A 24850-nucleotide genomic window follows, 5' to 3' on the forward strand; every position below is an offset into this window, starting at 1 on the left:
ACTACGTATCCGGCAAGGTTCCGCATCGGTGATGCCAGCCGGGCCGCTGCGCACAAAGGAAAGCCGCCGGACGAATCCGGCGGCTTTCCAATACGCCACGATGCCCGGTCGGGACCGGGCATGCTGCCTGTGCTTACCAGTCGTAAGTCACGCCAAACTGCACGTAGCGAGGCAGCTCGCTGCCCGCCGTGAGCATGTACGTGGACTCCGGTGCGGACGTCAGGCCATAGCCGTAGTCGTACTGGGTCGCGTTCTGCTCGTTGAACACGTTGAAGACCTGCACCTGGAAGCCCAGTTTCTTGCCGGCCCAGAGTGGGCGGTACGCCACTTGCAGGTCGAGCTGGTGCGTCCACGGGGTCCGACCGTTCGCGGCCGGCGGCATCGGCTTGCCACCGCAATAGTGGTAGTCGGTATTGCCGTAGTTGTTGAACTTCGATATCTCGTCCACACCGTAAGCCCCCAGGCAGAACTTCGGATAACCCGAGGCGATCCGCAGCTGTGCCCCCACGCTCCACTCCGGCGCCAACTGGTAATAGCCGTAGGCGCGCAGCTGATGCTTCTGGTCGTTGGCCTGCACGCCGCCCGCGTATTCCATGAGCTGGCTGAAGTCCCACTGCTCGGTCGAGGACTGCGAGCTGCCGCCCTGGCCGATGCTCGACTGCACCGGTCCCTCGGTATTGCCGTAGCTGCGCGAGAAGGTGTAATCCACCTTGCCGTACCACTTGCCGTCGAACGGGTGCTCCAGATACATGTCCAGCGCGTAGTACTTGCGCTTGAGCTTCTGGAAACCCATCTGCTCCCGCGTAATGGTCGCCTCGTCGTAGCCGCCCGCTTCGTTCGCCACGCGAATGACGTTGGTCGCGCCCGGATTGATCAGGTAGCCCCCGTTGAGATCGGAGACCTTCAAGGTCGCCGGGTTGGCGCCCTGGGCGATCAACTGGTTGTAGATGACCTGCTGGTCGCCCCAGTCGTCGATCGCACGACCCATGCGGTTGACGATGCCGGTAACGCCATAGACCCAGGACGAATTGATCTGCTGCTGCATGCCGAGGACGAACTGGTCCTGGTACTCGGGCTTGAGATTGGTGGCAGCCACGGTCTTGGGATCGATCGGGGTGCCGTCCGAGTTGTTGCTCGGCACCGCGCCGCCCGGGGCGTTGGTGGCGAGCGGATGGATATTCAGCGGCGCACCGGTTTCCGGGTCGATACCCTGGTAGGTGTAGTACTGATTCGTGTAGAGCGGCGCACCGGCGGCGCGCAAGGCAACGCTGGAGGGCATGGCGATGTAGTAGCGGCCCACGTTGCCGAACACCTTCAGGCTCGAATCGCCCAGCACATCCCAGCTGAAACCGAGCCGCGGCGCCCACTGCGGGCTGGTTTCTCTCAGGTAGGCCACGCCGGCCGGGTTGTAGTTGGTGAACTGGTCGTTGCGCAGGCCCAGGTTCAGCAGCAGATTGGGTGTGACCTGCCAGTTGTCCTGGATGTATTGCGCGCGCTGCGCCACCTTGACGGTGGCGCTGGTGACGAAGACGTACTTGGAGACGATATATCCCTGCTCGCCACCCGGCTGGGTATTGGGCGGCGCCACGTTGTAGACGCCAGAGGTTACAGGTTTGCCAGGATCGACCTTGCCGTAATCCCAGGCGAATCCCGGACCTGTCATCGCCTTGCCATCGTTGATGTCGACGTCATTGTCGTTGTCGATGCCGAACTGCAAATCGTGGTCGCCCAGCCTCCAGTCCAGGTCCAGGCGGTAATTGGTGACGCTGGATTTGTGCCTGGGGTTGCTGATGTTGGTACTGGTATTCAGGCTGGTGATGCCGGGACCGCCGTAAAGCGGGTTTTCGTTGCCCGAGCCGAGCACATTCGCAACGTCGGGAGTCAGCCCGGCGATAGGCGGCTGCTCGACGTAGTAGCTGTTGTGCATCTTGCCGACCATCGCGCTCATGGTCAGGTTGTCGGTGATGTACGAGGTGTACTTCGCGATCCAGATCTTGGCCGTGTCCTTGCTGTACTGGCCGTAGCTCTGCAGCGCGCCCAGCTTCTTGGTGCCGTAGTCGAAACCGTAGATTTCCGGCGCACTGGTCTGGTACGAATTCTGGATACCGGTCAGCGAGAGGATGTTGTTCGCGTTGATGTTCCAGTCGAGCTTGGCGTAATACTTCGGCGCCTTGGTCGTGGAGAAATCCTCTTGGCCACCGCCGGAAGTGATCGGCTGCACGTTGCTGTTGCTGGTCTTGTTCGCCTCGGCGGACAGGAACACGTACAGCTTGTCCTTGATCAGCGGGCCACCCACGTAGGCGTCGTAGACCGTGTTCCAGGTGCTGCTGGCCTGGCGATAGCGGTAGAGATCCCCGGGCTCCTGGCCCGGCGTGGTCGAGCGCGGATTCGCATAGTGGTAATTCACATAGTTTGCTTGCGCAAACGCCGGTTGCCACAGCACCTGGCCGCCGAAATGCCACTGGTTGGTACCGCTCTTGCCGACCTGGCTGATCACGCCGCCAGCGGAACGGCCGTATTTCGCGCCATAGCCGCTGGTCAATGTCTGCTGCTGATCGATGGAGCCGTAGGGCAAGGTGATGCCGCCCGTATCCGAAAGCGGATCGGTCGTATTGAACCCGTTGATGTAGTAGGCGTTTTCGACCACCGTCGAACCGCTGAAGGAGACCAGCGGATCGCCCATCGGACCGCTGCCCAGCCGCGCCGCGCCCGGGGTTGTTCCCGGGGCCAGCAGCGCAATGGAGCCTGCCGAACGCGCCACCGGCAGCCGCGCGAGTTGCTCGGAGGTGATGGTGGTGTTCTGGGTGGTCGAGGTGACGTCGATCGCCGGCAAGGCATTGGCCTGAACCGTCACCGCCGCAAAATTCTTGGCGTTGACGCCCTCGGCGCTGGCGCCGGCGCCGGTGAAGTCGGCTTCCAGCGCGCTGCCCGCCTGCGGGCTGACGTGTTCATGCGTCTGCACGACCTGGCCGCCCTGCAGCAGGTTCACCGTATACGTGCCCACCGGGACGGTAAGGGAGTAATGGCCCGACGCCCCGACCGGCACGGTGCGGCTGAAGCCCGCGCCACCCGTGACCTGGACTTCGGCGCCGGCGGTGGCCGTGCCGAAAATGGTGCCGGTCGTGGCTTGCGCGAGTACCTGCCCCGACAAGCCGAAACCCGTGGCAATGGCCAAGGCCAGTGCCGTGCGCTGCACATGTTTCCCCCCGGACATGCGCGTGACTTTTTTGATATTCATGAAATTGATCCCACCGGTTGAAGGAACACCATCCGGAACCCGGAGGCGCGATTGCGGTGTACGTCATGACAGGCCGGACAGACCGGCCATGCGTCATGGCCGCGGTACGACCTCGTACTTCCCCCGGTCGCGTGAGCGATGGAAGGCGTACGGACAGATCGATGGATCGGGCCCGTCAGGCGCCCGATGCAAATTTCAATCGATCTAATTCGAGACTAGGCCATCCCGTAACAAAATTTCAACGATACAAGTCTCGTTTTGTCACACTTCCGCGAAAACCTGCGTCTTCGACGCATCAGACGCCATTGCGGCGTCCGGAACACGGCCGGGCTTCACCCGTCACGAAAGGCCGGCGGATACCCGGCTCATTCGCCCTCGATATCTTCCTCGAAGCGCAGATGCTTCACGCTGCGCCCGTTGCGGCGCACCAGCTTCAGCGCCTCGATGCCGATGCGGATATGCGATTCGACGAACTGCGTGGTCACGCTGCGGTCGCTGGCCTCGGTCTTCACGCCTTCGGGGATCATCGGCTGGTCGGAGACCAGCAGCAGCGCGCCGCAGGGAATGCCGTTGGCAAAGCCGGCGGCGAAGATGGTGGCGGTTTCCATGTCCACCGCCATGCAGCGGGTGCGGCGCAGGTAATCCTTGAACTGGTCGTCGTGCTCCCACACGCGGCGGTTGGTGGTGTAGACGGTGCCGGTCCAGTAGTCGTGGCCGAGGTCGCGGATCATGGTGGAAACGCCGCGCTGCAGCTGGAACGCGGGCAGCGCCGGCACTTCCGGCGGCAGGTAATCGTTACTGGTGCCTTCGCCGCGGATCGCCGCGATCGGCAGCACCAGGTCGCCGATCTGGTTCTTCTTCTTCAGGCCGCCGCACTTGCCCAGGAACAAGGCCGCCTTCGGCCGGATCGCGCCGAGCAGGTCCATCACGGTGGCCGCGTTCGGGCTGCCCATGCCGAAATTGATCAGGGTGATGCCGTCGGCGGTGGCGTTGGGCATGGGGCGATCGCGCCCCTGCACTTCCACCCCGTGCCACTCGGCGAACAGGTCCACGTAATGGCCGAAGTTGGTGAGCAGGATGTGCTCGCCGAACTGTTCCAGCGGCGTGCCGGTATAACGCGGCAGCCAGTTGGAAACGATCTCTTGCTTGTCTTTCATGCGCAGGCTCTGGAGGCGACGCAACGGTCTTCCGTTGCGCGTTACCGGCGACGCCACGCCGGCGAGATGCCAAAAGATGGTACTCATCATAGGCGGTGACCCTGCGGCCTCGCCAGCCCCGGCGACAACCGTCCGGCGCGGGCACCCTTCCATTTTTCCGAGTTCCCCGCGCGACACCCCATGCTATGTTCGGCCTGCCGATCAACGGAGACCGAATCATGCGCATGGGGTTGGCGATCGACGCATCCTGCGATTTGCCGCAGGCGTTCCTGCAGAAGCACGACATCGCGATCATGCCCATCGCGGTACGCGTGGACAACGACACGTTCAAGGACGACCGCGCGCCGGCCGAGGTCCAGCGTTTTCTCGACCTCAAGCTGGGCAGCCGCAGCCACTCCGCCGAAACCGAGCCCTGTTCGGTCGAGGACGTGCAGAAGCTGTTCCTGGAGAAGCTGGTGCTGGAGCGGGACTGCGTGTTCTGCCTCACCATCACCGCCACGCGCAGCCCGATCAACGAGCACGTGAACAAGGCCAGCTTCGGGGTGTTGAAGAACTATCGCAGCGTGCGCGAACCGGCCGGCATCAGTGGCCCCTTCCTGATGCGGATCATCGACACGCGCACCATCTTCGCCGGCTCCGCCCCGGCCGTGTACGAAGCCACCCGCCTGATCGCTGCCAATGAACAACCCGCGGCGATCCGCGAGCGACTGGCCCACGTCGCCAACAATTCCTACGGCTACATGCTGCCGCGCGACCTGTACTACCTGCGCGCCCGCGCCAAGAAGAAGGGCGACAGCAGCGTGGGCCTGTTCAGCGCCGTGCTCGGCTCCACCCTGGACATCAAGCCGATCCTGCGCGGCTATCGCGGCGAAACCGGGCCGGTCGGCAAGGTCCGCGGCTTCGAGCACGGCACCGAAGTGCTGTTCGGCTACGCCGCCAAGCGCGTGCATGCCGGCCTGATGGTGCCGATGGTCTGCGTGAGCTATGGCGGCGATCTCGCCGAACTGCCGAAACTGCCCGGTTACGAACGCCTGCGCGCGGCCTGCGCGGAATGCAACGTCGAGCTGATGGAGGCTCCGATGAGCATCACCGGCATGGTCAACGTCGGCGAAGGCGCGGTGACGCTGGGTTTCGCCGCCGAGGAACACGTGGCCGAATTCTGAGTCCGGCGCCCGATTGCCCTGCAGGTTCGCCGCCGGCTTAGAATCAGCGGCATGACACGTCGTGGCCTGCTGTTCCTGCTGCTCCTGTCCGTCGCCCCGGCTGCGGCGGGCACCACGGTCTACAAGTGCACCGGCCATGACGGCAAGGTGAGTTACCAGGGCATGCCCTGCTCCGCCATGCAGCGGCAGAAGACCCTGACGCTCCGCGACCGGCAGCCCACTCCAGCGCCTGCTCCGGCGGCACCCGTGGCCGACACGCCGGCACCGGCCATCGCCGCACCGCCACCACCACCCTCTCGCCCGGCCGCGCCACTGCCGTTGATGTACCGCTGCGTGCGCGCCACCGACGGCACCACCTACCTCAGCTCCGGCCAGCCCGCGCCCTACCTCGCCCCGCTGGGCATGCTCGGCATCGTGCCCACGTCGCTGGCGCAAACCTACAGCGGCGCCAACCACATGGGCCACGGCAAGGTCACGGCAGGCCTGGTCGCCAACAACTACACCTGGGTGCAGGACCGTTGTCGCGAGCTCAGCCCAAGCGAAACCTGCCAGGCCCTGCACGACGACTGGGATGCCAACGAAGACAAGCTGCGCCGCGCCTTCAAGAGCGATCAGCCGCCCTTGCTCAAACGCGAGGCCGAACTGCGCGCGCAACTCACCAACTGCTGAAACCGGCCGCCACTTCGGCCGCCCGGCACACGCCTGGTCAATGTTTGCGCAATGCGTGGCAAGTAACCGTTCGGCAACGCCATTGGCGAGTTGTCCACAGGCTTGCCACCAGGCTTTCCCCAGCGCCTGTGGAAAACACCGCGTCCTCGTTTCTAGAAACCGAAATTGAGAAAGCCGCCATCCACCGCCAGCACCTGGCCGGTGATGTAGCTGGCCGCGGGCAGGCACAGGAAGGCAATCGCCGACGCCACTTCCTCCGGCTCGCCGATGCGCTTGAGCGGCGTGCGCTCCAGCACTTCTTCCAGGTAATCCTCGTCGGCCAGCGCGGGGTCGGTGCGCTGGGTACGGATGTACCATGGTGCCACCGCATTGACGCGAATGCCGTCCACCGCCCATTCGGCGGCGAGATTGCGGGTGAGCTGATGCAGCGCGGCCTTGGTCATGCCATACGGTGAACCGGTACGCACATGGGTGAAGCCCGATACCGAGCCCACGTTGACGATGGCTGCATTGGCATGCTGCACCAGTTGCGGATGCGCCAACCGGCACATCTCGTAGGCGGAGAACAGGTTCTGCTCGAAGATCTCGCGATAGTCGTTCGCGGCGTAATCAAGCGTCGCCATCGACCGATTGCCACCGGCATTGTTGACCAGCAGCGACAGCGGCGCGCCCAGGTCGGCCACCCAGTCGAACACCGCCAGCCGGTCTTCCGCCTCGGCCAGGTCGGCGCCGAAAGCGAAGACGTCGATGCCGGGGAAATCATCGGCCAGGTCCAGCCGCACCTGTTCGAGATAGTCCTCGTCGCGCGCCACCAGCAACAGGTTCGCGCCCAGTGCCGCCAGTTCGCGCGCGGCGGCGTAACCGATACCCTTGCTGGCACCGGTGATCAATGCGGTGTGGCCGTGCAACTGCCACGCGTTGATGCGGCTGTTCATGCGCCGAAGCTTACACGATGACTTGCCCGGTGCATCGCATGGCGCAACACTGCCGCCATCATCCAGCGGGGAGTTCATCATGAAGGTCGTGTTGCCATTGCTGTGCCTGTGCCTGCTGGCCGCCTGCTCGGACAAACCGCCCGTGCCGCAGGCTGCCACGGCCAGTCAGGCCCATGCCGCCTCCGTCGCCACACCATGGGATGCGATGAAGCAGGACGAACAGCGCGCGAAGGATGTGCAGAAGATCGTCAACAAGCAGGCCGAACAGCAGCGCAAGCAGATCGAGGCACAATCGCAGTAACGCACCATTTGGACGTCTTGACGTCCATCGTCTTGCCAGTCGGCACGTTTGCGGGCATCGTGCCGGAATGAACGCCCACCCTTCCGCACACGCCATCACCCCCGACACGCCACTGCTGGACATCGACGCAGCCAGCGTGTTGCGCGGTGAACGCCTGATCCTCGACCACCTGAGCCTGCGCATTGCCCCTGGCCAGCACACCGCGATCCTTGGTCCCAACGGCTCGGGCAAGTCCACCCTGGTCAAGCTGATCGCACGCCAGATCTATCCGCTGGCGCGCCAGGATGGCCGCGGACAGGTCCGCGTGTTCGGCCGCGAGCGCTGGAACGTGGCCGAGCTGCGCGGTTTGCTCGGCATCGTCTCGCCGGCGGTGCAGCTCGATTACACCAGCGACACGCCAGTGGAAGTGTTCGACGCGGTGGTCTCCGGCTTCTTCGCCGCGCGCGGACTGGGTCTGGACCATCGCGTCACCGAAGCCATGCGCGAGCGCGCGCATGAAGCATTGGAGCAACTCGATGCCAGCCACCTGACCGGCCGCGAGATGGCTAGCCTGTCCACCGGCGAGGCGCGCCGCGTGCTGATCGCCCGCGCACTGGTGCATCGCCCGCGCGCACTGCTGCTGGACGAACCCTGCGCCGGCCTCGACCTGGCCAGCCGCCGCCGTTTCCTGGAAAGCCTGCGCACGCTGGCCCGCGGCGGCACCACGCTGCTGCTGGTCACCCACCACATCGAGGAAATCCTGCCGGAAATCGACCATGTGGTGCTGCTGAACGACGGCCGCGCGCTGCAGCAAGGCAACAAGGCCGCCACCCTCACCGACACCGCCCTCACCGCCACCTTCGGCATGCCGGTCCACGTGCACCGTCGTGGCGACTGGCATGCCGCCACGCTCGATTGACTGTTCAGCCACTCAACGGTCAACCCACCGCTTTTGCTCGTTACTCTTGCGCGGACCGAGACATTCTTCGAAAGAAATGTCGTCTTGATTGAAGTGCCTCGGATGCATGCCGCCACCTATGGTGACGGGGTTCCGTCCGCCTGCCGGCAGCCGGGTTCATTTTCTCGCTTGTCCGAGAAAACGGAACCAAAAGAGGGACACCCTGCGTTCGCGCCCACCGGCTCTGCGAGCCGGCGGGTCCGCGCCCGGCTACGGGGGTTCGCCGACAGGGCATCCTGCCCTGGCGTCGAACTGGCTGGCATCCATGCCAGCCACCCTGCGGGCCTTGTCCTTCGCCGCGCGCCGCTTCTCGAAGGGATGGAAAACGGTGAAGCCTTGCGACAATGACATGGCAACGTTGAATCGTACGAAGCGCATGGGATCAGCCCGGCTGACGAGCCGCTTTGCAGCCACCCCCTGCCGCCACAAGCAAGTGAGCCATCCCGCAATCCCCAACCGGCACACGCCGCTTAATGCGGCGTGCAAAAACAATACGCATACACATTCGGCTTGCCCGGCTCGGCCCGCCGCAGCAGCGCCAGGTCCGGCGCCATGGCATTCACCTGCGCCACCCATCGCGGCAGATGGATGCCATAACCCTGCAGTGTGGTCACCATCGCGTTCTGCTTCATGCTGATCAGGAAACGCTCGAACGTGCTCAGCGGCGCCTCTTCGTAACGCACCGGGTAACCCGACGCGAGCTTGGCCAGCTTGGCCGCTTCGCCAATTGCATCATCGAGACCACCGAGCTGATCGACCAGACCGCGTTGCAACGCCTGCCGACCCGTCCACACGCGGCCTTGGGCGATCGCGTCGATGGCATCGAAACTCTTGCCGCGCGCCTTGGCCACGCCGCCGACGAAATCGCGGTAGCCCTTGTTGATGATCGCCTGGATCACCGCGCCGACCTTGGGATCGAGCGGCCGGGTGATGTCGAACGCGCCGGCCATCGGACCGGTGGCGACGCCGTCGCTGGCGATGCCGAGCTTGGCCAGCGTACCGGGCACCGAGTAGTACATGCCGAAGATGCCGATCGAGCCGGTGATGGTGTTCGGCTCGGCCATGATGCGGTTGGCGTTCATCGAGATCCAGTAGCCGCCGCTGGCGGCCACGTCACCCATCGACACCACCACCGGAATGCCGGCGGCGCGGGTCAGTGCCACTTCACGGCGGATCTGCTCGGCGGCATACACCTCGCCACCGGGCGAGTCCACGCGCAGCACCAGCGCACGGGTGTGCTTGTCCTCGCGCGCGGCGCGGATCAAGGCCGCGGTGGATTCGCCGCCGATCGATCCCGGCGGACGCCGACCGGCACCGATATCGCCTTCGGCCACCACCACCGTCACGCCCGGCGCGAAGGCATTGCCCTGGTGCGGCAGGTCGGCGACGTAACGTGCCAGGCCCACCTCGCGAATGCCGAAACCCTTCTTGCCGGCGGGCACGCCCTGCTTGCGCAACATCTCGATCAGCTGAGCACGGGTGGCGGTGCCGTCGATCAGGTGTTCGTCCAGCGCAAGTTGGGCAAGGTCGCCGTTAGTGCTGGCGATCTTGGCCGGCAAGTCGTCGATGTCGGCGCGCAGCGCGGCCGGATCGATCTTGCGCAGCTTCGCCACCTCGTCGATGTACTCGTCCCACAGGCCGCCCATCCAGAAACTGTCGGCTTCCTTCGCGGCCGGTGACGCGTGGTCGAGGATGTAAGGCTCGGCCGCACTCTTGAACTGGCCGACGCGGAACAGGTGCACCTGCACGCCCAGCTTGTCGAGCAGGTCCTTGTAGAACAGCCGGTAATTCGCCAGCCCGGTGATCATCAGCTCGCCCTTCGGATCGAGCAGCACGCGGTCGGCATGCGCGGCCAGGTAATACTGGTATTGGTCGAGGCTGGGCGACCAGGCGATCACCGGCTTGCCGCTGGCACGGAAGCGATCCAGCGCCGCGCCCACTTCGCGCAAGGCGGCAAAACCGCCGCTGTGCAACTGGCTGGCGTCCAGCACGATGCGGGTGATGCGCGAGTCTTTCGCCGCCGCGTCGATCGCACCGACCAGGTCACGCAACTGCACCTGTTTCGGAGCCTCGCCGGACAGGCCGGCCAACGCCCGCTGCAACGGCTCGACGCTGTATTGCTCCACCAGTTGCCCGCGCGGTTGCAGCACCAGCACGCTGTGATCGACCACCTCCTGCCCCGCATGCCGCCCCGCATACAGGCCGAGCATCAGCAACAGCAGCAAGCCGAGCAGGCCGAAGAACACCACGTTGATGATGACCAGCCGCACCCCATTGATGCCGCGCCCGAACACGCGCAGGAAAGCCCAGAATCCATTCGGCTGGCGCGGTTGGCGCAGCGGCGGTGGTGATGTCATGCCGGTAGTCCCTGTGGTTTGCCGGCCAGCGTAGCGGTTCGTGCGGCGGCCGTCATGGGGCTGCCGGGAAACCGGCGTACCGGCGACATGCCGAGCTTCGGCTCATGCGTGGATGCGCCAGCTCAAAGGCTCGGCGCGATATACGGCAAGTCATCCAGCCGGCTCTCGCCGACGAAGTGCGGATGCCGCGAACTGCGCCAGAAGCGCACGAACAGCAACACCGCCGCCACGCTCAAGCCTGCGATCAGGCCCATCCACATGCCGCGCGCGCCCAGCCCATGGTGGAACGCCAGCCACCAGCCCGTGGGCATGCCCACCACCCAGTAGGCGAACAGGGTGATCGCCATCGGCACGCGGGTGTCTTTCAACCCGCGCAAGGCCCCGTTGGAGACCACCTGGATGCCATCGGAAAGCTGGAACAGTCCGGCCAGCACCAGCAGTTGCGCGGCCAGGCCGATCACCCTGGGGTCATGCGTGTACAGCGAGGCGATGAAATGCGGCACGCTGAGCATCACCCCGGCCGACACCAGTTGCGTAACCAGGGTCAGGCCGATGCCGCAGAAACCCGCATAGCGCACGCCGGCCGGATCGCCACGGCCCACCGCATTGCCCACCCGCACGGTGATCGCCATCGCCAGCCCCAGCGGGATCATGAAAAACAGCGAGGCCACGTTCAGCGCCACCTGATGGCTGGCCGCCACGTCTTCGCCCAGTGTGCCCATCAGCAGCGCCGCACCCACGAACAAACCGGCCTCGGCCAGCAGCGTCACCGCCATCGGCAAGCCGATGTGCAACAGGTGCCCGATGCGTTCCCACTTCGGCCATTCGAAGCCGTCCAGCAGGCCCAGCCCGTGATAGTCGGAATGTCGCAGCACATACGTGGCAAAGCCCAGCATTTCCAGCCACAGCACCGTGGCGGTGGCGATGCCGCAACCGCGCGCGCCCTGCGGCGGCAGGCCCAGCTTGCCGAACATGAACACGTAACCCAGCGGCACCAGCAGCACCAGCCCGCCGAGGCTGAAATACATCGACGGTCGCGTCAGCGACAGGCCTTCGGACAATCCCCGAAACGCGAAGTAGCAGGTCAGCGCCGGCGCGCCCCAGCTGATCGCGTGCAGGAATTCGCCCACCGAGCGATACAGGGTCGGGGTCACGCCGATCAGCTGGATCAGCGGTTCCGCATGGCGTACCGCAAACCACAGCAGCACGCCCAGGATCAACGCCAGCCACAACGACTGGCGAAACACCGCGCCGACCTCGCTGCGCCGCCCCGCACCATCAAGCTGCGACACCGACGGCGGCACCGACATCATCACGCCGATGCCGCTGACGATCGCCAGCGACCAGATGCTGGCGCCCACCGCCACCGCGGCCATCACGTGCGCGCTGTAATGCCCGGACAGCATGGTGTCGATCACGTTGCTGCCGATGGCGGCGAGCTGGGCCAGGATCAGCGGCAAGGCCAGGCGCACGGTGGCGCCGATCTCGCGCGCGATGCGGGCACGATCGGGACGGAAGGGCTTCATGGACAAGGTATACCTCGGTGGGCGGGCATTGTACCCGAGCCATCGGTCATGGCTGTCCCGCACGTCGGCTTGTGCCAAGATCCCGCGCTGAGCCGCATGGGGATGGGGAATGAAGGAACTGACGTCGTTCGAAGGCCTGCACTGCGCCAATTGCGGCGAGCCGCTGCAGGGCGAGTTCTGCCATCACTGCGGCCAGTCGGTGCACAGCGTGCTGAAGCCGATGCACCACATGGTCGAGGAAACCGTCGAGACGGTGCTGCACATCGACAGCCGCATCCTGCACACGTTGCCCGCGCTGTTCCTGAAGCCGGGCTTCCTGACACTGGAATATTTCGCCGGCCGCCGCGTGCGCTACATCGCGCCGTTCCGGCTGATGTTCGTGTTGTGCCTGCTGGTGTTCTTCGTGCTGCACCTGGCTACCACGGAATTCGTCTCGCACACGCTCGGTCAATACCAGTCCGAGGTATTGCACGACGGCAGCAAGGACTTTGCGCACGCCAACAGTGCCACCGCCGTGCGCGACAGGCTCGATGACCAGTTGAATGCCCTCAACGCCGTGCAAATCTACGGCGACAGCGACATGGCCGCCCAGGCCGTCCAAGCCAAGCAACGCCTGCGTGAGGCCGCCAACCGGCGGCTGGCCGAATTGCACGCCCCACCGTTGGCCGTGCCGTCCAGCGCGCCGAAAGCCGCGGATGAATCCGCGCGTCTCAAACCGATACAACCGATCCGGCTCGGCTGGCTGCCCGACTTCGCCAACCGGCGCCTGACGGCCATGGCGCAGCACGTCGTCGACAACTTGCATCTCTACAAGCACGTCGATGCGGTCAGCCGGGAAGCGGCCAGGCAGCGCATGCTCAATGGCATCTTCGGCAAGCTGCCGGGAGCGATGCTGGTTCTGGTGCCGATCTTCGCGTTGCTGCTGAAGCTGTTCTACGTGTTCAAGCGACGGCTCTACATGGAGCACCTGATCGTGGCCCTGCACAGCCAGGCCTTCCTGTTCCTGTGGCTGCTGCTGTGCATCTTGCTCACCGTGTTCGCCCACTGGCTGGAGCCGCACGCGCTGTGGACCACCTGGCCGCTGAACTGGCTGGGACGGATTCTGCTGCTGTGGGCGCCCGTTTACCTGTTTCTGATGCAGAAGCGCCTGTACCGGCAAGGCTGGCTGATGACATGGCTGAAATATTGGTGCATCGGGTGGTGCTACCTCTTGCTGCTGGGTCTGGTGCTGACCATGGCGGCGATACTCGGCGCGGCCCAGTGAGTGAGGCTCTTCCCAATGGCTGTCGCGCGGGGTTTTGCACAGCAGCAATGTCTTGACATCCACGCTTGTCAAGTCTTGCTGCAGCCTGAATCCATGCTCGGGCGCATTTTTCAAAGCATTGAAAATAAACACTATTTATTCGTGACTAAAACTTGTCCACGCCGTCCAAAGGTCCGTAGCCACGCGCTTCGAGGCATGCTCTCCACGTTGCATCCACAGACTTATCCACAGCAGCTGTGGATAAGCGGAAAACCTGTAAGAGGTTAGTCACTTACCCGCCTTTCCTGGAGTTTTCGGCAACAGGCCCCGGCAAGCGCCCGCCGGATCGATCTTCAGCTGCAGGATCGGGCTGCAGCCGTCAGTGGCTGTCCACGCGATACACTGGACCGCCACGAGGTTCGCATGCCAGCCGTACTCCGCGTCGCCCTGCCGGTTCCCCTGCCCAGCCTGTTCGACTACCTGCCGCCCGCCACGGGCCAGGCGGTGCCGGGCAGCCGCGTGCTGGTGCCGTTCGGGCGGGGCAAGGCGGTGGGCGTGGTGGTCGACGTGGCGGCGGACAGCGCGATCGGCAAATCGCGGCTCAAGCCTGCGATCCAGGCGCTGGACGACGCGCCACTGCTCGATGCCGAACTGATGCGCAGCCTGGCCTGGGCCGCCGACTACTGGCTCGGCGCCCCCGGCGAGGCCTACGCCAACGCGCTGCCGCTGGCCTTGCGCGAACCTCGCCCACTCCCCGATACCCGCGACGAAACCTGGGCACTGACCGTGTCCGGTCAGAGCGCACTGGACGCCGGCAGTCGCCGCGGTGGCAGTCGCGACCTGTTGCAGGCGCTGGTCGCCATGCCGCTGGCGGCCACCGAATTGAGCGAGCGCCTGCCCGGTTGGCGCACCGCCGCTCGCCGACTGGCACCGGCCGGGCTGATCGAACGCGTCGCTGCACGTTCCGTCGCCACCACCGTCACCACCGCCCCCGCCCTGAACGACGAACAGCAGGCCGCAGTCGCCGCCGTGGCCAGCATGCTCGGCCAGTTCCAGCCTTTCCTGCTCGACGGCGTCACCGGCAGCGGCAAGACCGAGGTCTATCTGGCGCTGATCGCCCAGGCATTGGCGCAAGGCCGGCAGGCGTTGCTGCTGGTGCCCGAGATCGGGCTGGCGCCGCAAACCGTGCGCCGCCTGCGCGAACGGCTGGGCGTACCGGTGGAAGTGCTGCATTCCAACCTGTCCGAGGGCGACCGCGCGCGCGCCTGGCTGCGCGCGCGCAACGGCGAAGCGCGGGTCATCCTCGGTACCCGCTCGGCGGTGTTCACGCCATTGCCGCAGGCCGGCATCCTGATCGTGGACGAGGAACACGACGGCGCCTACAAACAGCAGGACGGCTTCCGCTACCACGCGCGCGACCTCGCCGTGGTGCGCGCCCGCGCACTGGGCGTGCCGGTGCTGCTGGGCTCGGGCACGCCGTCGCTGGAATCGCTGGCCAACGTCGTCGCCGGTCGCTATCGGGGATTGCACCTGCGTGCACGCCCAGGCGCGGTCCGGCCGCCGCAGGTGCAGATCGTGGACATGCGCGCACAGCGTCTCGAACATGGCTTGTCGCCCACCCTGCTCAGCGCGGTGGCGGACACGGTGGCGCGCGGCGAACAGGTGCTGGTGTTCAAGAACCGGCGCGGTTACGCCCCGGTACTGCTGTGCTACCAGTGCAGTTGGCACGCCGACTGCCCGCGCTGCGAACGGCCGATGACTTTGCATGTCGGCCGGCGCCAGCTGATCTGCCATCACTGCGACCGCCGCGCACCGGTACCGACGGTCTGCCCGTCCTGCGGCGCGACGGAGCTGAAGCCGCAAGGCCAGGGCACCGAGCGGCTGGAAGAAGCGCTGACCACGCAATTCCCCACCGTGCCGGTGCTGCGCATCGATCGCGAAACCACCCGCCGTCGCGACACCTTCGAACAGTTGCTCGACGGCCTGCGCAACGATGCGCCCGCCATCCTGGTCGGCACCCAGATGCTGGCCAAGGGCCACGACCTGCCCAACCTCACCCTGGTCGCCATCGTCGGCGTGGACGAAGGCCTGCTCAGCGTGGATTTTCGCGCTGGCGAACGGCTGGCGCAGACCGTGGTGCAGGTGGCCGGACGCGCCGGACGCGCGGCGAAACCCGGTCGCGTGCTGTTGCAAACCCATCATCCCGATCATCCGCTGCTGCGCCAGTTGCTGGCCCAGGGCTACGCCGCCGCTGCGCAGGAACTGCTGGCCGAGCGCCGGCTGGCCCTGCTGCCGCCGTTCAGTCATCAGGCGCTGCTGCGGGCCGAGGCGCACCAGCGCGGCCACGTCGATGCGTTCCTGCATGCGGCCAACGCCGCATTGCCGGCAGGTCACCCGCTGCAGGTCGCCGGCCCGATGCCGGCGCCGATGCCGCTGCGCGCCGGTCGTCATCGCGGCCAATTGCTGCTGGAGGGCGACAGTCGCAGTGCCCTGCACGAGGTATTGCGCGCCTGGCAATCCACGTTGTTCGCGCTGCCCGCGGCGCGACGGGTCCGCTGGTCGCTGGACGTCGATCCGGTCGATCTTTACTGAGCGACGCCATCGACCCGCTTTGCACGCCAGCCCGGGCAAACTGTAACGACTGCCCTTTTTGCGAGAGGCCGATGACGATGCCTACTGACTCCACGGACCCGGCGACGTGGCCCCACGTACTCATCCTCGGCGGTGGTTTCGGTGGCATGAGTACGGCGCAAAGTCTCGCCGGCGCTCCGGTGCGGGTCACGCTGGTGGATCGGCACAACCATCATCTGTTCCAGCCGCTGCTTTACCAGGTCGCGACCGCCAGCCTCGCCGCGCCCTCGATCTCCGCCCCGTTGCGGCAGATCCTGCGACGCCAGCGCCACCTCACCGTCTTGCTGGACGAGGTGACCGGCATCGACCTGGCCGCGCGTCGGGTGACATGCGACCACGGCACGCTGGACTATGACCTGCTGGTCGTCGCCACCGGAGCCACCCATGCCTATTTCGGCCACGACGATTGGGCGCCGTTCGCGCCGGGGCTGAAGACCCTGGACGACGCCTTCCTGATTCGTCGGCGCGTGCTGATGGCATTCGAACAGGCCGAGCGCGAAGACGACCCGGCGCTGCGCCAGGCGTGGCTCAATTTCGTCGTGGTCGGTGGCGGCTCGACCGGCGTGGAACTGGCCGGCACCCTGATCGAACTGGCCCGCCACACCTTGCCGCGCGAGTTCCGCCGCAGCGACCCGCGCCAGGCCACGGTGCGCCTGATCGAATCCGGCCCACGGCTGTTGCCGGCCTTCGATCCGGTGTTGTCGGACAAGGCCCGCAAGCAACTCGAGCAACTCGGCGTGGAGGTGCGCACCGGCGATGCCGTTACCGCGATCGATGCCGAGGGGGTGAACATCGGCGAGCAACGGCTGGCCGCACGCACCGTATTGTGGGCCGCCGGCGTGGCAGCCTCGCCCATCGGCCGCCTGCTGGGCGCGCCGCTGGATCGCGCCGGACGCGTGCAGGTACAGCCCGATCTGACCCTGCCCGACCACCCGGAGGTTTTCGTCATCGGCGACCTGGCCGGTCTCAGGCAGACCCATGGCAAGCCGGTACCCGGCGTGGCCCCGGCGGCCAAGCAGATGGGCCAATACGTGGCGGCGGCGATCCGTTCCCACCTGAAAGGCAAACACGACGCCAAACCGTTTCGCTATCGTGACGACGGCTCGCTGGCGACCATCGGGCGCATGGCGGCCGTGGCGCAGTTCGGCCGGCTGAAGCTGTCCGGCCTGGCCGCCTGGACCGTGTGGCTGCTCGCCCACATGGCATTCCTGATCGGCTTCCGCAACCGGCTGGTGGTGATGCTGGACTGGGCCTGGGCTTACTGGACGCACCAGCGGCATGCGCGAATCATCGTGGGCGAGGACCAGCGCACAGACGCGGACTGATTGATTCCGGGGGCCCTCAGCGCAAGCAGCGCCACGGAATCCACACCATGAAAAGCAAACGGCCCGCACAGGCGGGCCGTTGCAGTCACTTGTGGTGATGTCGACACTCAGGCCGCGAACAAGCCACGCATCTTCTTCATCGCATTGGCCTCGACCTGACGGATGCGTTCGGCGGAAACGCCGTACTCGTCAGCCAGATCCTGCAGCGTGGCCTTGTTGTCTTCGTTCAACCAGCGTCGCTGGATGATGTCGCGCGAGCGGTCGTCCAGCTTCTGCAGCGCGTTCGACAGCGTTTCCATGCGGTTGTCGACCTGGTCGGCATCGGCCACGTTGTCGTACGGGTCGGCGCCGTCGTCGATCAGGAACGCCGCCGGCGCCGGCTTGGCGTCGTCGTCGGCATCCACCGGCGCTTCGAAGCCGATGTCACGGCCCGACAGGCGCGATTCCATCTCGCGCACGGTCGCTTCCGGCACGCCCAGATCCTTCGCCACCACGCGCACTTCCTCGGCGTTCATCCAGCCCAGGCGCTTCTTGCTCTTGCGCAGGTTGAAGAACAGCTTGCGCTGCGCCTTGGTGGTGGCCACCTTGACGATGCGCCAGTTGCGCAGGATGAATTCGTGCATCTCGGCGCGGATCCAGTGCACCGCGAAGCTGACCAGGCGCACGCCCTGATCCGGGTCGAAACGCTTCACCGCCTTCATCAGGCCAATGTTGCCTTCCTGGATCAGGTCGGCCAACTGCAGGCCGTAGCCCGAATAGCCACGTGCCACGTGGACCACGAAACGCAGGTGCGACATCACCAGCTTCTTTGCCGAAGCCAGGTCTTCGTCCTCGTTGTAGCGACGCGACAGCGACTGCTCCTCGTCCTGACTGAGCACAGGGATGCGATGGACCGCCGAAATATAGGCATCCAGACTGCCGACGACGCTGGGCACCGGCAGATTGGCGGTCACCAAGGCTTGAGACATGTTGGAACCTCCTGAATGAGGGATCAGCTTAGCACTCTGGTACTTGGAGTGCTAAAGATGCCATAGGTTCCGTGGGGAACCCGTCAAATTTAATAAACCGTATAGTACAGAAATAATCCCGGCTTGTCCATACTGGCGGGACTCCCGGCGGCCGGCATGGCCCGTTTGGCAGGGTGGCGCACCACAGGCTCGTCCTCAATCATGCAGTTCGCTGCCCCGGGCGCCGCGGTTACAGCTGACCACGGCGGAACATGCCAAGCAACGTGCCCACGTTTCCCCGTACAAGTCCGGCTGACTACAATGCCTCGACACATTTCATTCATAGCCTGAACTGCCGGGGGAATTCTCTTGATCATCTGTGTCCCCAACGTGTTGGCCGCCGACGAGCTCGGCACGATACGCAAGGAACTGGAGCACGCACCGTTCGTCGACGGCGCCACTACCGCCGGCTGGTCGGCCCGCGAGGTGAAAAGAAACCAGCAGGTCGATCCCCGCAGCGATAGCCATGGCCGGATGGCCGACATCATGCGCAACGCCTTCCTGCGCAACGGACTGCTGCAGGCAGCCCTGTTGCCGGCGGCAACCACCATGGCGATGTTCAACCGCTACGGCACGGGCATGCAGTACGGGCCGCATGTCGACACCGCCGTGATGGGTGGCATGGGCAGCGCCGTACGCAGCGACATCGCGATCACGCTGTTCCTGTCCGACCCGGAAAGCTACGACGGTGGCGAACTGGTGGTGCACACCAGCGGCATGGAATACGAGTTCAAGCTGAAAGCCGGCGAGGCCATCGCCTACCCCGCCAATACGCTGCATCACGTCAAGCCGGTGACCCGGGGCGTGCGCCAGGCCGGCATCATGTGGGTACAGAGCCTGGTGCGCGATCCGGCCCGGCGCGAACTGCTGTGGGATCTGGAAAGCGCCAAGCGCCAGATCTTCGGCAAGGAAGGCAAGACCGAGACCTTCGATGCCATCAGCCGCTCGCACGCGAACCTGCTGCGCATGTGGGCCGACGTCATCTAGTTCGCCTCGAAACGAGCTTTACCCCAACGCCGCGCGCGGCGGCAGCGACCAGTCAATGGGCGCCAGCCCGCGGCTTTCGAGGTACTGGTTGGCGGCGGAGAAATGGCCGCAGCCGATGAAGCCGCGATGGGCAGACAGCGGCGAGGGATGAACGGACGTCAGCACGCAATGGCGCTGGCGATCGATCAGCTGGCCCTTGCGCTGTGCGTAGCTGCCCCAGAGCAGGAACACGATGCCTTCGCGCTCGCGATTGAGCGCATCGATGGCGGCGTCGGTGAAACCCTCCCAGCCCTTGCCCTGGTGTGCGGCAGCGCGGCCCTGCTCCACCGTCAGCACGCTGTTGAGCAGCAGCACGCCGCGCTCGGCCCACGGCGTCAGGCAGCCATGGTCGGGCGGGGGCAGGCCGGGATCGCGGGCGATTTCCTTGAAGATGTTCTGCAGCGACGGTGGCTGCCGCACGCCCGGACGCACCGAAAAGCACAGGCCGTGGGCCTGGCCCGGGCCGTGGTACGGGTCCTGGCCCAGGATCACCACGCGCACCGCGTCGAACGGGGTGTGCGCGAAGGCCGCGAAGATTTCCGGGCCGGGTGGATAGATCACCTTGCCGGCGCGTTTCTCCGCGCGCAGGAAATCGGCCAGCGCGCGCATCTCGGGACGTTCCAGGTAAGCACCGATGCGCGCCTTCCACGACGATTCCAACTGGATGTGCTCGCCGCTCATGCCGCCGCGTCGTGACCGCGCAGGTGTTGCGCCACGCGCAACTGGAACAACAGCTTGGTGATCAGCAGTTTTTCTTCCACCGGCTTCTCCACCAGATCGTTGGCGCCCGCTCTGAGCAGAGCGGCCTGGTTGGCCGGGTTCTCGTCGCCGGTCATCACCAGCACCGGCAGCTTGCCCTTGCCATAGTGGAACTGGTTGCGTATCTGATCGAGCAGGTCGCCGCCGGTCAGCTCACCCTTCAGGCTGACATCGGTGAGCACCACGTCGGCGCCCACCTGGCCTTGCGCGCGCTCGGTTTCCAGCAGCGCCAACGCGTCTTCCACGCTGACCACGTGGCGCACGGTGAGGCCGATCTTCTCCAGCATGCGACGGGTCGCCAGCGCCACCACGCGGCTGTCCTCGACGTACAGCACGGTGCCCTCGGCGGCGCTTTCCGGACGCACGTAGCCGCGGATGAACTCGGCCAGCGCCTTGAAGCCCAGCGACTTGTCGAAATAGTCGGTGACGTCCTCACCCAGCGAACGCTGGTGCAGGCGCGCATCGACATCGCCGGATACCACCACGATCGGCACGTAGATCTGCGGCGCCGATTCGCGCACGTAATGGGCCAGCTCCAGCCCGTCCATGTCGGGCAGGCGCAGTGCAATGGTGATGAAATCGAACACCCCGCCTTCGAGCAGGCGCTGTGCCTCGGCCCCGGTGCCGCAGTCGACGACTTCGGCCTCCGGCAGCTCGGCGCGCAACACGCGTGCAATCAACTGGCGCACCACCTTGGAGCCATCGACCACCAGCACGCGCGGCGCGGCGCTGGCGAGGCGATTGCTGATACTTCCACTCATCCCCTGTCCACCTGCTTGTACGGACGTCCGTGACGGTACGTCGTGTGGCGCCCTCCCGGCGCCACGGGCCCATGGGCTGCAAACCCGGGGGCCGTGAAGATGCCGCGCGTCGATCCCACGGCGCGGCGGCTTGTGTTCATGCCGCCCGGCGCAATTGCCATGCGCTGACCAGGCGCGCACCGAGCCAACCCAGTACGGCAGCGGCCAGCGGCACGGCCAGCAGCAGCGATGGCGGCAACCCGCCAATGCGCAGTTTGCCAGCATAGGCCTGGCTCAACTGTGCCACCGGTCCGAGCAGCGACCATTCGACCAGCAACGCCAGCAGTACTGCCAGCACGCCGCTGAACAAACCGTACCAGATGCCGGCATACAGATAGGGCCGGCGCACGAAGGCGCGGCTGGCGCCGACCAGCATCAGCACGCCGATTTCCTCGGCGCGGCTGGCGATGTCCACCCGCACCGTATTGCCCACCACCAGCAGCGCGGCCAGTGCAAGCAAACCGGCCAGCAGCAGCACGATGCGATCGCCCACGCCAAGCAGGGCATCGAGCCGCTGTCGCCAGCTGCCGCTGTCCTGCACCGTGTCCACGCCATGCAGACCGCGCAGGTCGGTCGCCAGGCGGTCGATCGTGGCCGCGTCGAGGCCATCTTTCGGTTGCACCTGCAGCACGTAGGGCAGCGGATTGTCATCCAGCACATGCAGCGCGTCGGAGAAGCCCTGCATCTTGGCCAGTTCGTCCATGCCCTGCTGCGGTGTCTTCAGCGTCACCGTGGCGACGTCGTTGCGCTCGCCGACCTGTTTGGCCAGCAGCTGCGCCACGCTGCCGGGTTGCCCCGGCTGCAGGAACACACTGATCGCGGGATTGCGCCCCAACGCGTCACCAAGATGCTGCACGTTGCCCAGCAGCAGGTAGAAAGTCAGCGGCAAGGCCAGCGCCAGACCCATCACCGCCACGGTCAGCAAGGTGCCGAACGGACGCGAGCCCAATCGGCGCAGGCTGGCCACGGCGCTCCAGACATGGTGTTCGCGCCAGCTGGCGAAAGGTCGCGCACGAGTATGGTGGCTGCGCTCGACCGCCTCGGACGATTCGGCCTCGGGTTTTTCGATGGGCGCGTTCACAGCACCTCCTCGGCGGCAACGTCCGCCACCAGCCGGCCGTGATCGAGCACCACCACGCGCTTCCGGATGCGCTTGATCAGCGGCAAGTCGTGGCTGGCGACCAGCACGGTGGTGCCGACCTGCTGGAACTCGGCGAACAATTCCATGATTTCCACCGCCAGTTGCGGATCAAGGTTGCCGGTCGGCTCGTCGGCGATCAGCAATGTCGGCCGACCGACGATGGCGCGGGCAATGCCGACGCGTTGCTGTTCACCAGTGGACAGCGAATCGGGCAACTGGCGCTCGTAATCGAGCAGGCCCACCTTCTCCAGCGCGGCGCGCACGCGGCGGCGGCGCTCGACCGGCGCCACGCCGCCGATCACCAGCGGCAACTCGACATTGGCGAATACGGTGCGATCCATCAGCAGGCGATGATCCTGGAAGACCATGCCGATGCGCCGACGCAATTTCGGGATCCCGCCGCGATGGATCTTCGCCAGCGGCTGGCCATCCAGCACGATATGCCCATGCGAAGGGCGCTCGATCAACGCCAGCAGCTTGAGCAGGGTGCTCTTGCCGGCGCCGGAATGGCCGGTGACGAAGGCCATCTCGCCTTCCTTCACCTCGAAGGAAAGTTGCGACAGCGCCTCGTGGCCGTTCTCGTACCGCTTGCTTACCTGATCGAAGCGAATCACCGCGTGCCCCCGAAGCTCAGTCCACACCGGCGCCAAGGATACGGGAGCGCGCATGAAACAAGAACCGATATGCGTCGCTTCGGTCGTGTGGAGTCAGCCGGCGTGCACCTTCTTCCGGATCGGGAAGAAGGTGCCAACCGCTCAGCGGCCGGTAAACAGGCGGCTGAGGCGACGGAACAGGCTTGGCTTCTTCGGTGCTGCCGCGACGGCGGCCTGCGTGGCTACCTGCCGCGACGGACGATGGCCGGCTTCGCCATTCGTCCGCTCGCGCGGCGGCCGCTCGGTCCGGGCAGGGCGATTGCCACTGCGCTCGGTTTTGGAGGCCGACTCGCTGGTGACGGCATTCTCGGCACCATTCGCCGGTGCACCTTCGCCGTTGCGACGGCGACCGCGACCACCACGACGGCGGCGCCGCTTCGGCGCCCCTTCCGCGGCAGGCGTTTCGCCACCGGCCGGCGTCGCGGCAGCAGCGGGCGCGGCCACCGCCACTTCGGCCGCCTCGACCGATGCGACCGGGCGCGGCTTGCGTTCGGAGGACGGACGCGGACCGCGTTCGCCATTGCGGCCACCGCTGCTGCGACTGTCGCCACGACCGCCGCTGCGACGCTCGCCATGGCGCGACGGCTTCTTCTCGTCGCCACGTGCTTCCACCTTGTCGCCGAACGCGGCGCTGTCGGCCGCGGCGGCGGCGACGAACTCCGGGTCGATCGCGTGCGGCTTCGGCATCACCAGCATGTCCGGCTCGATCGTGGCGACCGGGATCTTCTGGCCGATGTATTCCTCGATCTCGGGCAGGCTCATCGCGTACAGGTCGCAGGCGAAGCTGATCGCATCACCCTCGGCGCCCAGCCGCGCGGTACGGCCGATGCGGTGCACGTAGTCTTCGGCGTCCTGCGGCAGGTCGTAGTTGAAGACATGGCTGACCGCGGGAATGTGCAGGCCGCGCGCGGCCACGTCGGTGCAGACCAGCATCTCGAGCTGGCTGTCCTGGAAGCGCTGCAGCAACTTCTGGCGCTTGAGCTGCGGCACGTCGCCGGACAGCGCGCCGGCGCGGTAGCCCTGCCGCTTGACGCGATCGGTAATGCGCTCGGCGGCGGCCTTGGTGTTGACGAAAACGATGCTGCGGCTGGGCTTTTCGCGCTCCAGCAGGTTCATCAGCAGCGGCATCTTCTCTTCCTTGGCCGGGAAGTAGACCACCTGGCGCACCTTGTCGGCGGTGACGTTGTCGGTCTCCACCACCAGCTTCTCGGCCTCGTGCATGTGCTCGTAGGCCAGTTCCAGCACGCGATGGCTCAGCGTGGCGGAGAACAGCAGCACCTGGCGCTGCTCGCGCGCCGGCAGGCGACGGAAGATGAAGCGCACGTCCTTGATGAAGCCGAGGTCGAACATGCGGTCGGCCTCGTCGACCACCATCACCTCGACGCCGTTGAAGCCGAACACGTCCTGCTTGTGGTAATCGAGCAGGCGGCCCGGGGTGGCGATGATGATGTCGCAGCCGTCCTTGAGCTGCTGGCGCTGCTTGTCGTAATCGACGCCGCCGTAGATCAGCGCGGTGCGCAGGCCGGTATGGGCGCCGATGGCACGGGCATCCTTGTCGATCTGGATGGCCAGCTCGCGGGTCGGCGCGATCACCAGCGCACGCGGATCGGAATCCCGGCGCTCGGCCACGGCCGGCGTGGTCAGCAGGCGGTTCATCAGCGCGACCAGGAAGGCGCAGGTCTTGCCGGTGCCGGTCTGGGCCTGGCCAGCGACGTCACGACCGGCCAGCGCCACCGGCAGGGTCAGTTCCTGGATGGGCGTGCAGCGGGTGAAGCCGGCTTCGTCCAGGCCTTGCTGCAGCAGCGGATGAAGGTTGAAGTTGGCGAAAAAGGTATCGGTGAGTACGGTTTGTGACATTTAAGTAGGCATGCGTAAGGCGGGGGGCCGCCAAGGCGGCCGGCCCGGTTCGCGGGTCGGATGATCCGGAACGGGTGGATGGATGCAACACGGCGCGGCGCGGGCCCCCCCGGCCCTCGAAAGGC

General features: G+C 65.9%; 19 protein-coding genes. 8 read left to right on the forward strand and 11 right to left on the reverse strand.

Features of this window, described 5'->3' with window-relative positions; all coding sequences use genetic code 11:
- Positions 1–133: 133 nt before the first annotated feature.
- Positions 134–3238 (reverse strand): TonB-dependent receptor, encoded by a 3105-nt coding sequence (locus BMY90_RS05745; protein ID WP_092702417.1) that lies wholly within the window; start codon positions 3236–3238, stop codon positions 134–136.
- Between the two features lie 365 nt (positions 3239–3603).
- Positions 3604–4395: an AMP nucleosidase gene (locus tag BMY90_RS05750; RefSeq protein WP_037102435.1), complete on the reverse strand. Its 792-nt coding sequence runs from the start codon at positions 4393–4395 to the stop codon at positions 3604–3606.
- A 218-nt stretch (positions 4396–4613) separates the two neighbouring features.
- Here BMY90_RS05750 and BMY90_RS05755 point away from each other — a divergent pair, with 218 nt between their 5' ends.
- Together BMY90_RS05755 and BMY90_RS05760 are read left to right on the forward strand one after the other, a co-directional pair.
- A complete protein-coding gene (locus tag BMY90_RS05755) occupies positions 4614–5558 on the forward strand; it encodes a DegV family protein (RefSeq protein ID WP_172623993.1) in 945 nt (314 codons plus the stop codon).
- Between the two features lie 51 nt (positions 5559–5609).
- Entirely contained in the window at positions 5610–6227 is a 618-nt protein-coding gene (locus BMY90_RS05760) for a DUF4124 domain-containing protein (protein WP_092702419.1), read from the forward strand.
- 152 nt (positions 6228–6379) lie between these two features.
- On the opposite strand, the gene BMY90_RS05765 is transcribed toward BMY90_RS05760, so the two are convergent.
- Positions 6380–7162 carry an SDR family oxidoreductase gene (locus BMY90_RS05765; protein ID WP_092702421.1) on the reverse strand — a complete coding sequence of 261 codons (783 nt, stop codon included), beginning with the start codon at positions 7160–7162 and terminating at the stop codon, positions 6380–6382.
- Between the two features lie 79 nt (positions 7163–7241).
- On the opposite strand from BMY90_RS05765, the gene BMY90_RS05770 reads away from it, so the two are divergent.
- Positions 7242–7463, forward strand: a complete 222-nt coding sequence (locus tag BMY90_RS05770) for a hypothetical protein (protein ID WP_092702423.1) — start codon at positions 7242–7244, stop codon at positions 7461–7463.
- A gap of 67 nt (positions 7464–7530) precedes the next feature.
- Entirely contained in the window at positions 7531–8361 is an 831-nt protein-coding gene (locus BMY90_RS05775; protein ID WP_092702425.1) for an ABC transporter ATP-binding protein, read from the forward strand.
- Positions 8362–8870: 509 nt separating this feature from the next.
- Here BMY90_RS05775 and sppA read toward each other — a convergent pair.
- A complete protein-coding gene (gene sppA / locus BMY90_RS05785; protein ID WP_092702429.1) occupies positions 8871–10757 on the reverse strand; it encodes a signal peptide peptidase SppA in 1887 nt (628 codons plus the stop codon).
- 122 nt (positions 10758–10879) lie between these two features.
- Positions 10880–12283 carry an MATE family efflux transporter gene (locus BMY90_RS05790; RefSeq protein WP_092702431.1) on the reverse strand — a complete coding sequence of 468 codons (1404 nt, stop codon included), beginning with the start codon at positions 12281–12283 and terminating at the stop codon, positions 10880–10882.
- Between the two features lie 109 nt (positions 12284–12392).
- Here BMY90_RS05790 and BMY90_RS05795 point away from each other — a divergent pair, with 109 nt between their 5' ends.
- The 3 genes from BMY90_RS05795 to BMY90_RS05805 all read left to right on the forward strand — a co-directional run bounded on the left by BMY90_RS05795 (position 12393) and on the right by BMY90_RS05805 (position 17482).
- Entirely contained in the window at positions 12393–13547 is a 1155-nt protein-coding gene (locus BMY90_RS05795) for a DUF3667 domain-containing protein (protein ID WP_092702433.1), read from the forward strand.
- Between the two features lie 402 nt (positions 13548–13949).
- Positions 13950–16118, forward strand: coding sequence for a primosomal protein N' (locus BMY90_RS05800; protein ID WP_092702435.1), 2169 nt, complete (start codon positions 13950–13952; stop codon positions 16116–16118).
- Positions 16119–16189: 71 nt separating this feature from the next.
- Positions 16190–17482 (forward strand): NAD(P)/FAD-dependent oxidoreductase, encoded by a 1293-nt coding sequence (locus BMY90_RS05805; RefSeq protein ID WP_245734940.1) that lies wholly within the window; start codon positions 16190–16192, stop codon positions 17480–17482.
- A 107-nt stretch (positions 17483–17589) separates the two neighbouring features.
- On the opposite strand, the gene rpoH is transcribed toward BMY90_RS05805, so the two are convergent.
- A complete protein-coding gene (gene rpoH / locus BMY90_RS05810) occupies positions 17590–18450 on the reverse strand; it encodes an RNA polymerase sigma factor RpoH (RefSeq protein WP_092702437.1) in 861 nt (286 codons plus the stop codon).
- 348 nt (positions 18451–18798) lie between these two features.
- Here rpoH and BMY90_RS05815 point away from each other — a divergent pair, with 348 nt between their 5' ends.
- Positions 18799–19476: a Fe2+-dependent dioxygenase gene (locus BMY90_RS05815; protein ID WP_008208493.1), complete on the forward strand. Its 678-nt coding sequence runs from the start codon at positions 18799–18801 to the stop codon at positions 19474–19476.
- Between the two features lie 18 nt (positions 19477–19494).
- Here the strand turns inward: BMY90_RS05815 and ung are convergent, their stop codons facing one another.
- From ung to BMY90_RS05840, 5 genes are all read right to left on the reverse strand, one after another.
- Complete coding sequence (ung, locus tag BMY90_RS05820; protein ID WP_092702439.1) at positions 19495–20196, reverse strand: uracil-DNA glycosylase; 702 nt, start codon at positions 20194–20196, stop codon at positions 19495–19497.
- Entirely contained in the window at positions 20193–21035 is an 843-nt protein-coding gene (locus BMY90_RS05825) for a response regulator (RefSeq protein ID WP_092702440.1), read from the reverse strand. The genes ung and BMY90_RS05825 overlap by 4 nt, the downstream gene beginning before the upstream one ends.
- Before the next feature lie 136 nt (positions 21036–21171).
- Entirely contained in the window at positions 21172–22155 is a 984-nt protein-coding gene (gene ftsX, locus BMY90_RS05830) for a permease-like cell division protein FtsX (protein ID WP_092702442.1), read from the reverse strand.
- Positions 22152–22883, reverse strand: coding sequence for a cell division ATP-binding protein FtsE (ftsE, locus tag BMY90_RS05835; protein ID WP_217638554.1), 732 nt, complete (start codon positions 22881–22883; stop codon positions 22152–22154). The genes ftsX and ftsE overlap by 4 nt, the downstream gene beginning before the upstream one ends.
- A gap of 87 nt (positions 22884–22970) precedes the next feature.
- Positions 22971–24725 carry a DEAD/DEAH box helicase gene (locus BMY90_RS05840; protein WP_092702446.1) on the reverse strand — a complete coding sequence of 585 codons (1755 nt, stop codon included), beginning with the start codon at positions 24723–24725 and terminating at the stop codon, positions 22971–22973.
- Positions 24726–24850: the final 125 nt, after the last annotated feature.

The organism is Rhodanobacter glycinis (genome assembly GCF_900114325.1).
Classification (GTDB): Bacteria; Pseudomonadota; Gammaproteobacteria; order Xanthomonadales; family Rhodanobacteraceae; genus Rhodanobacter_A; species Rhodanobacter_A glycinis.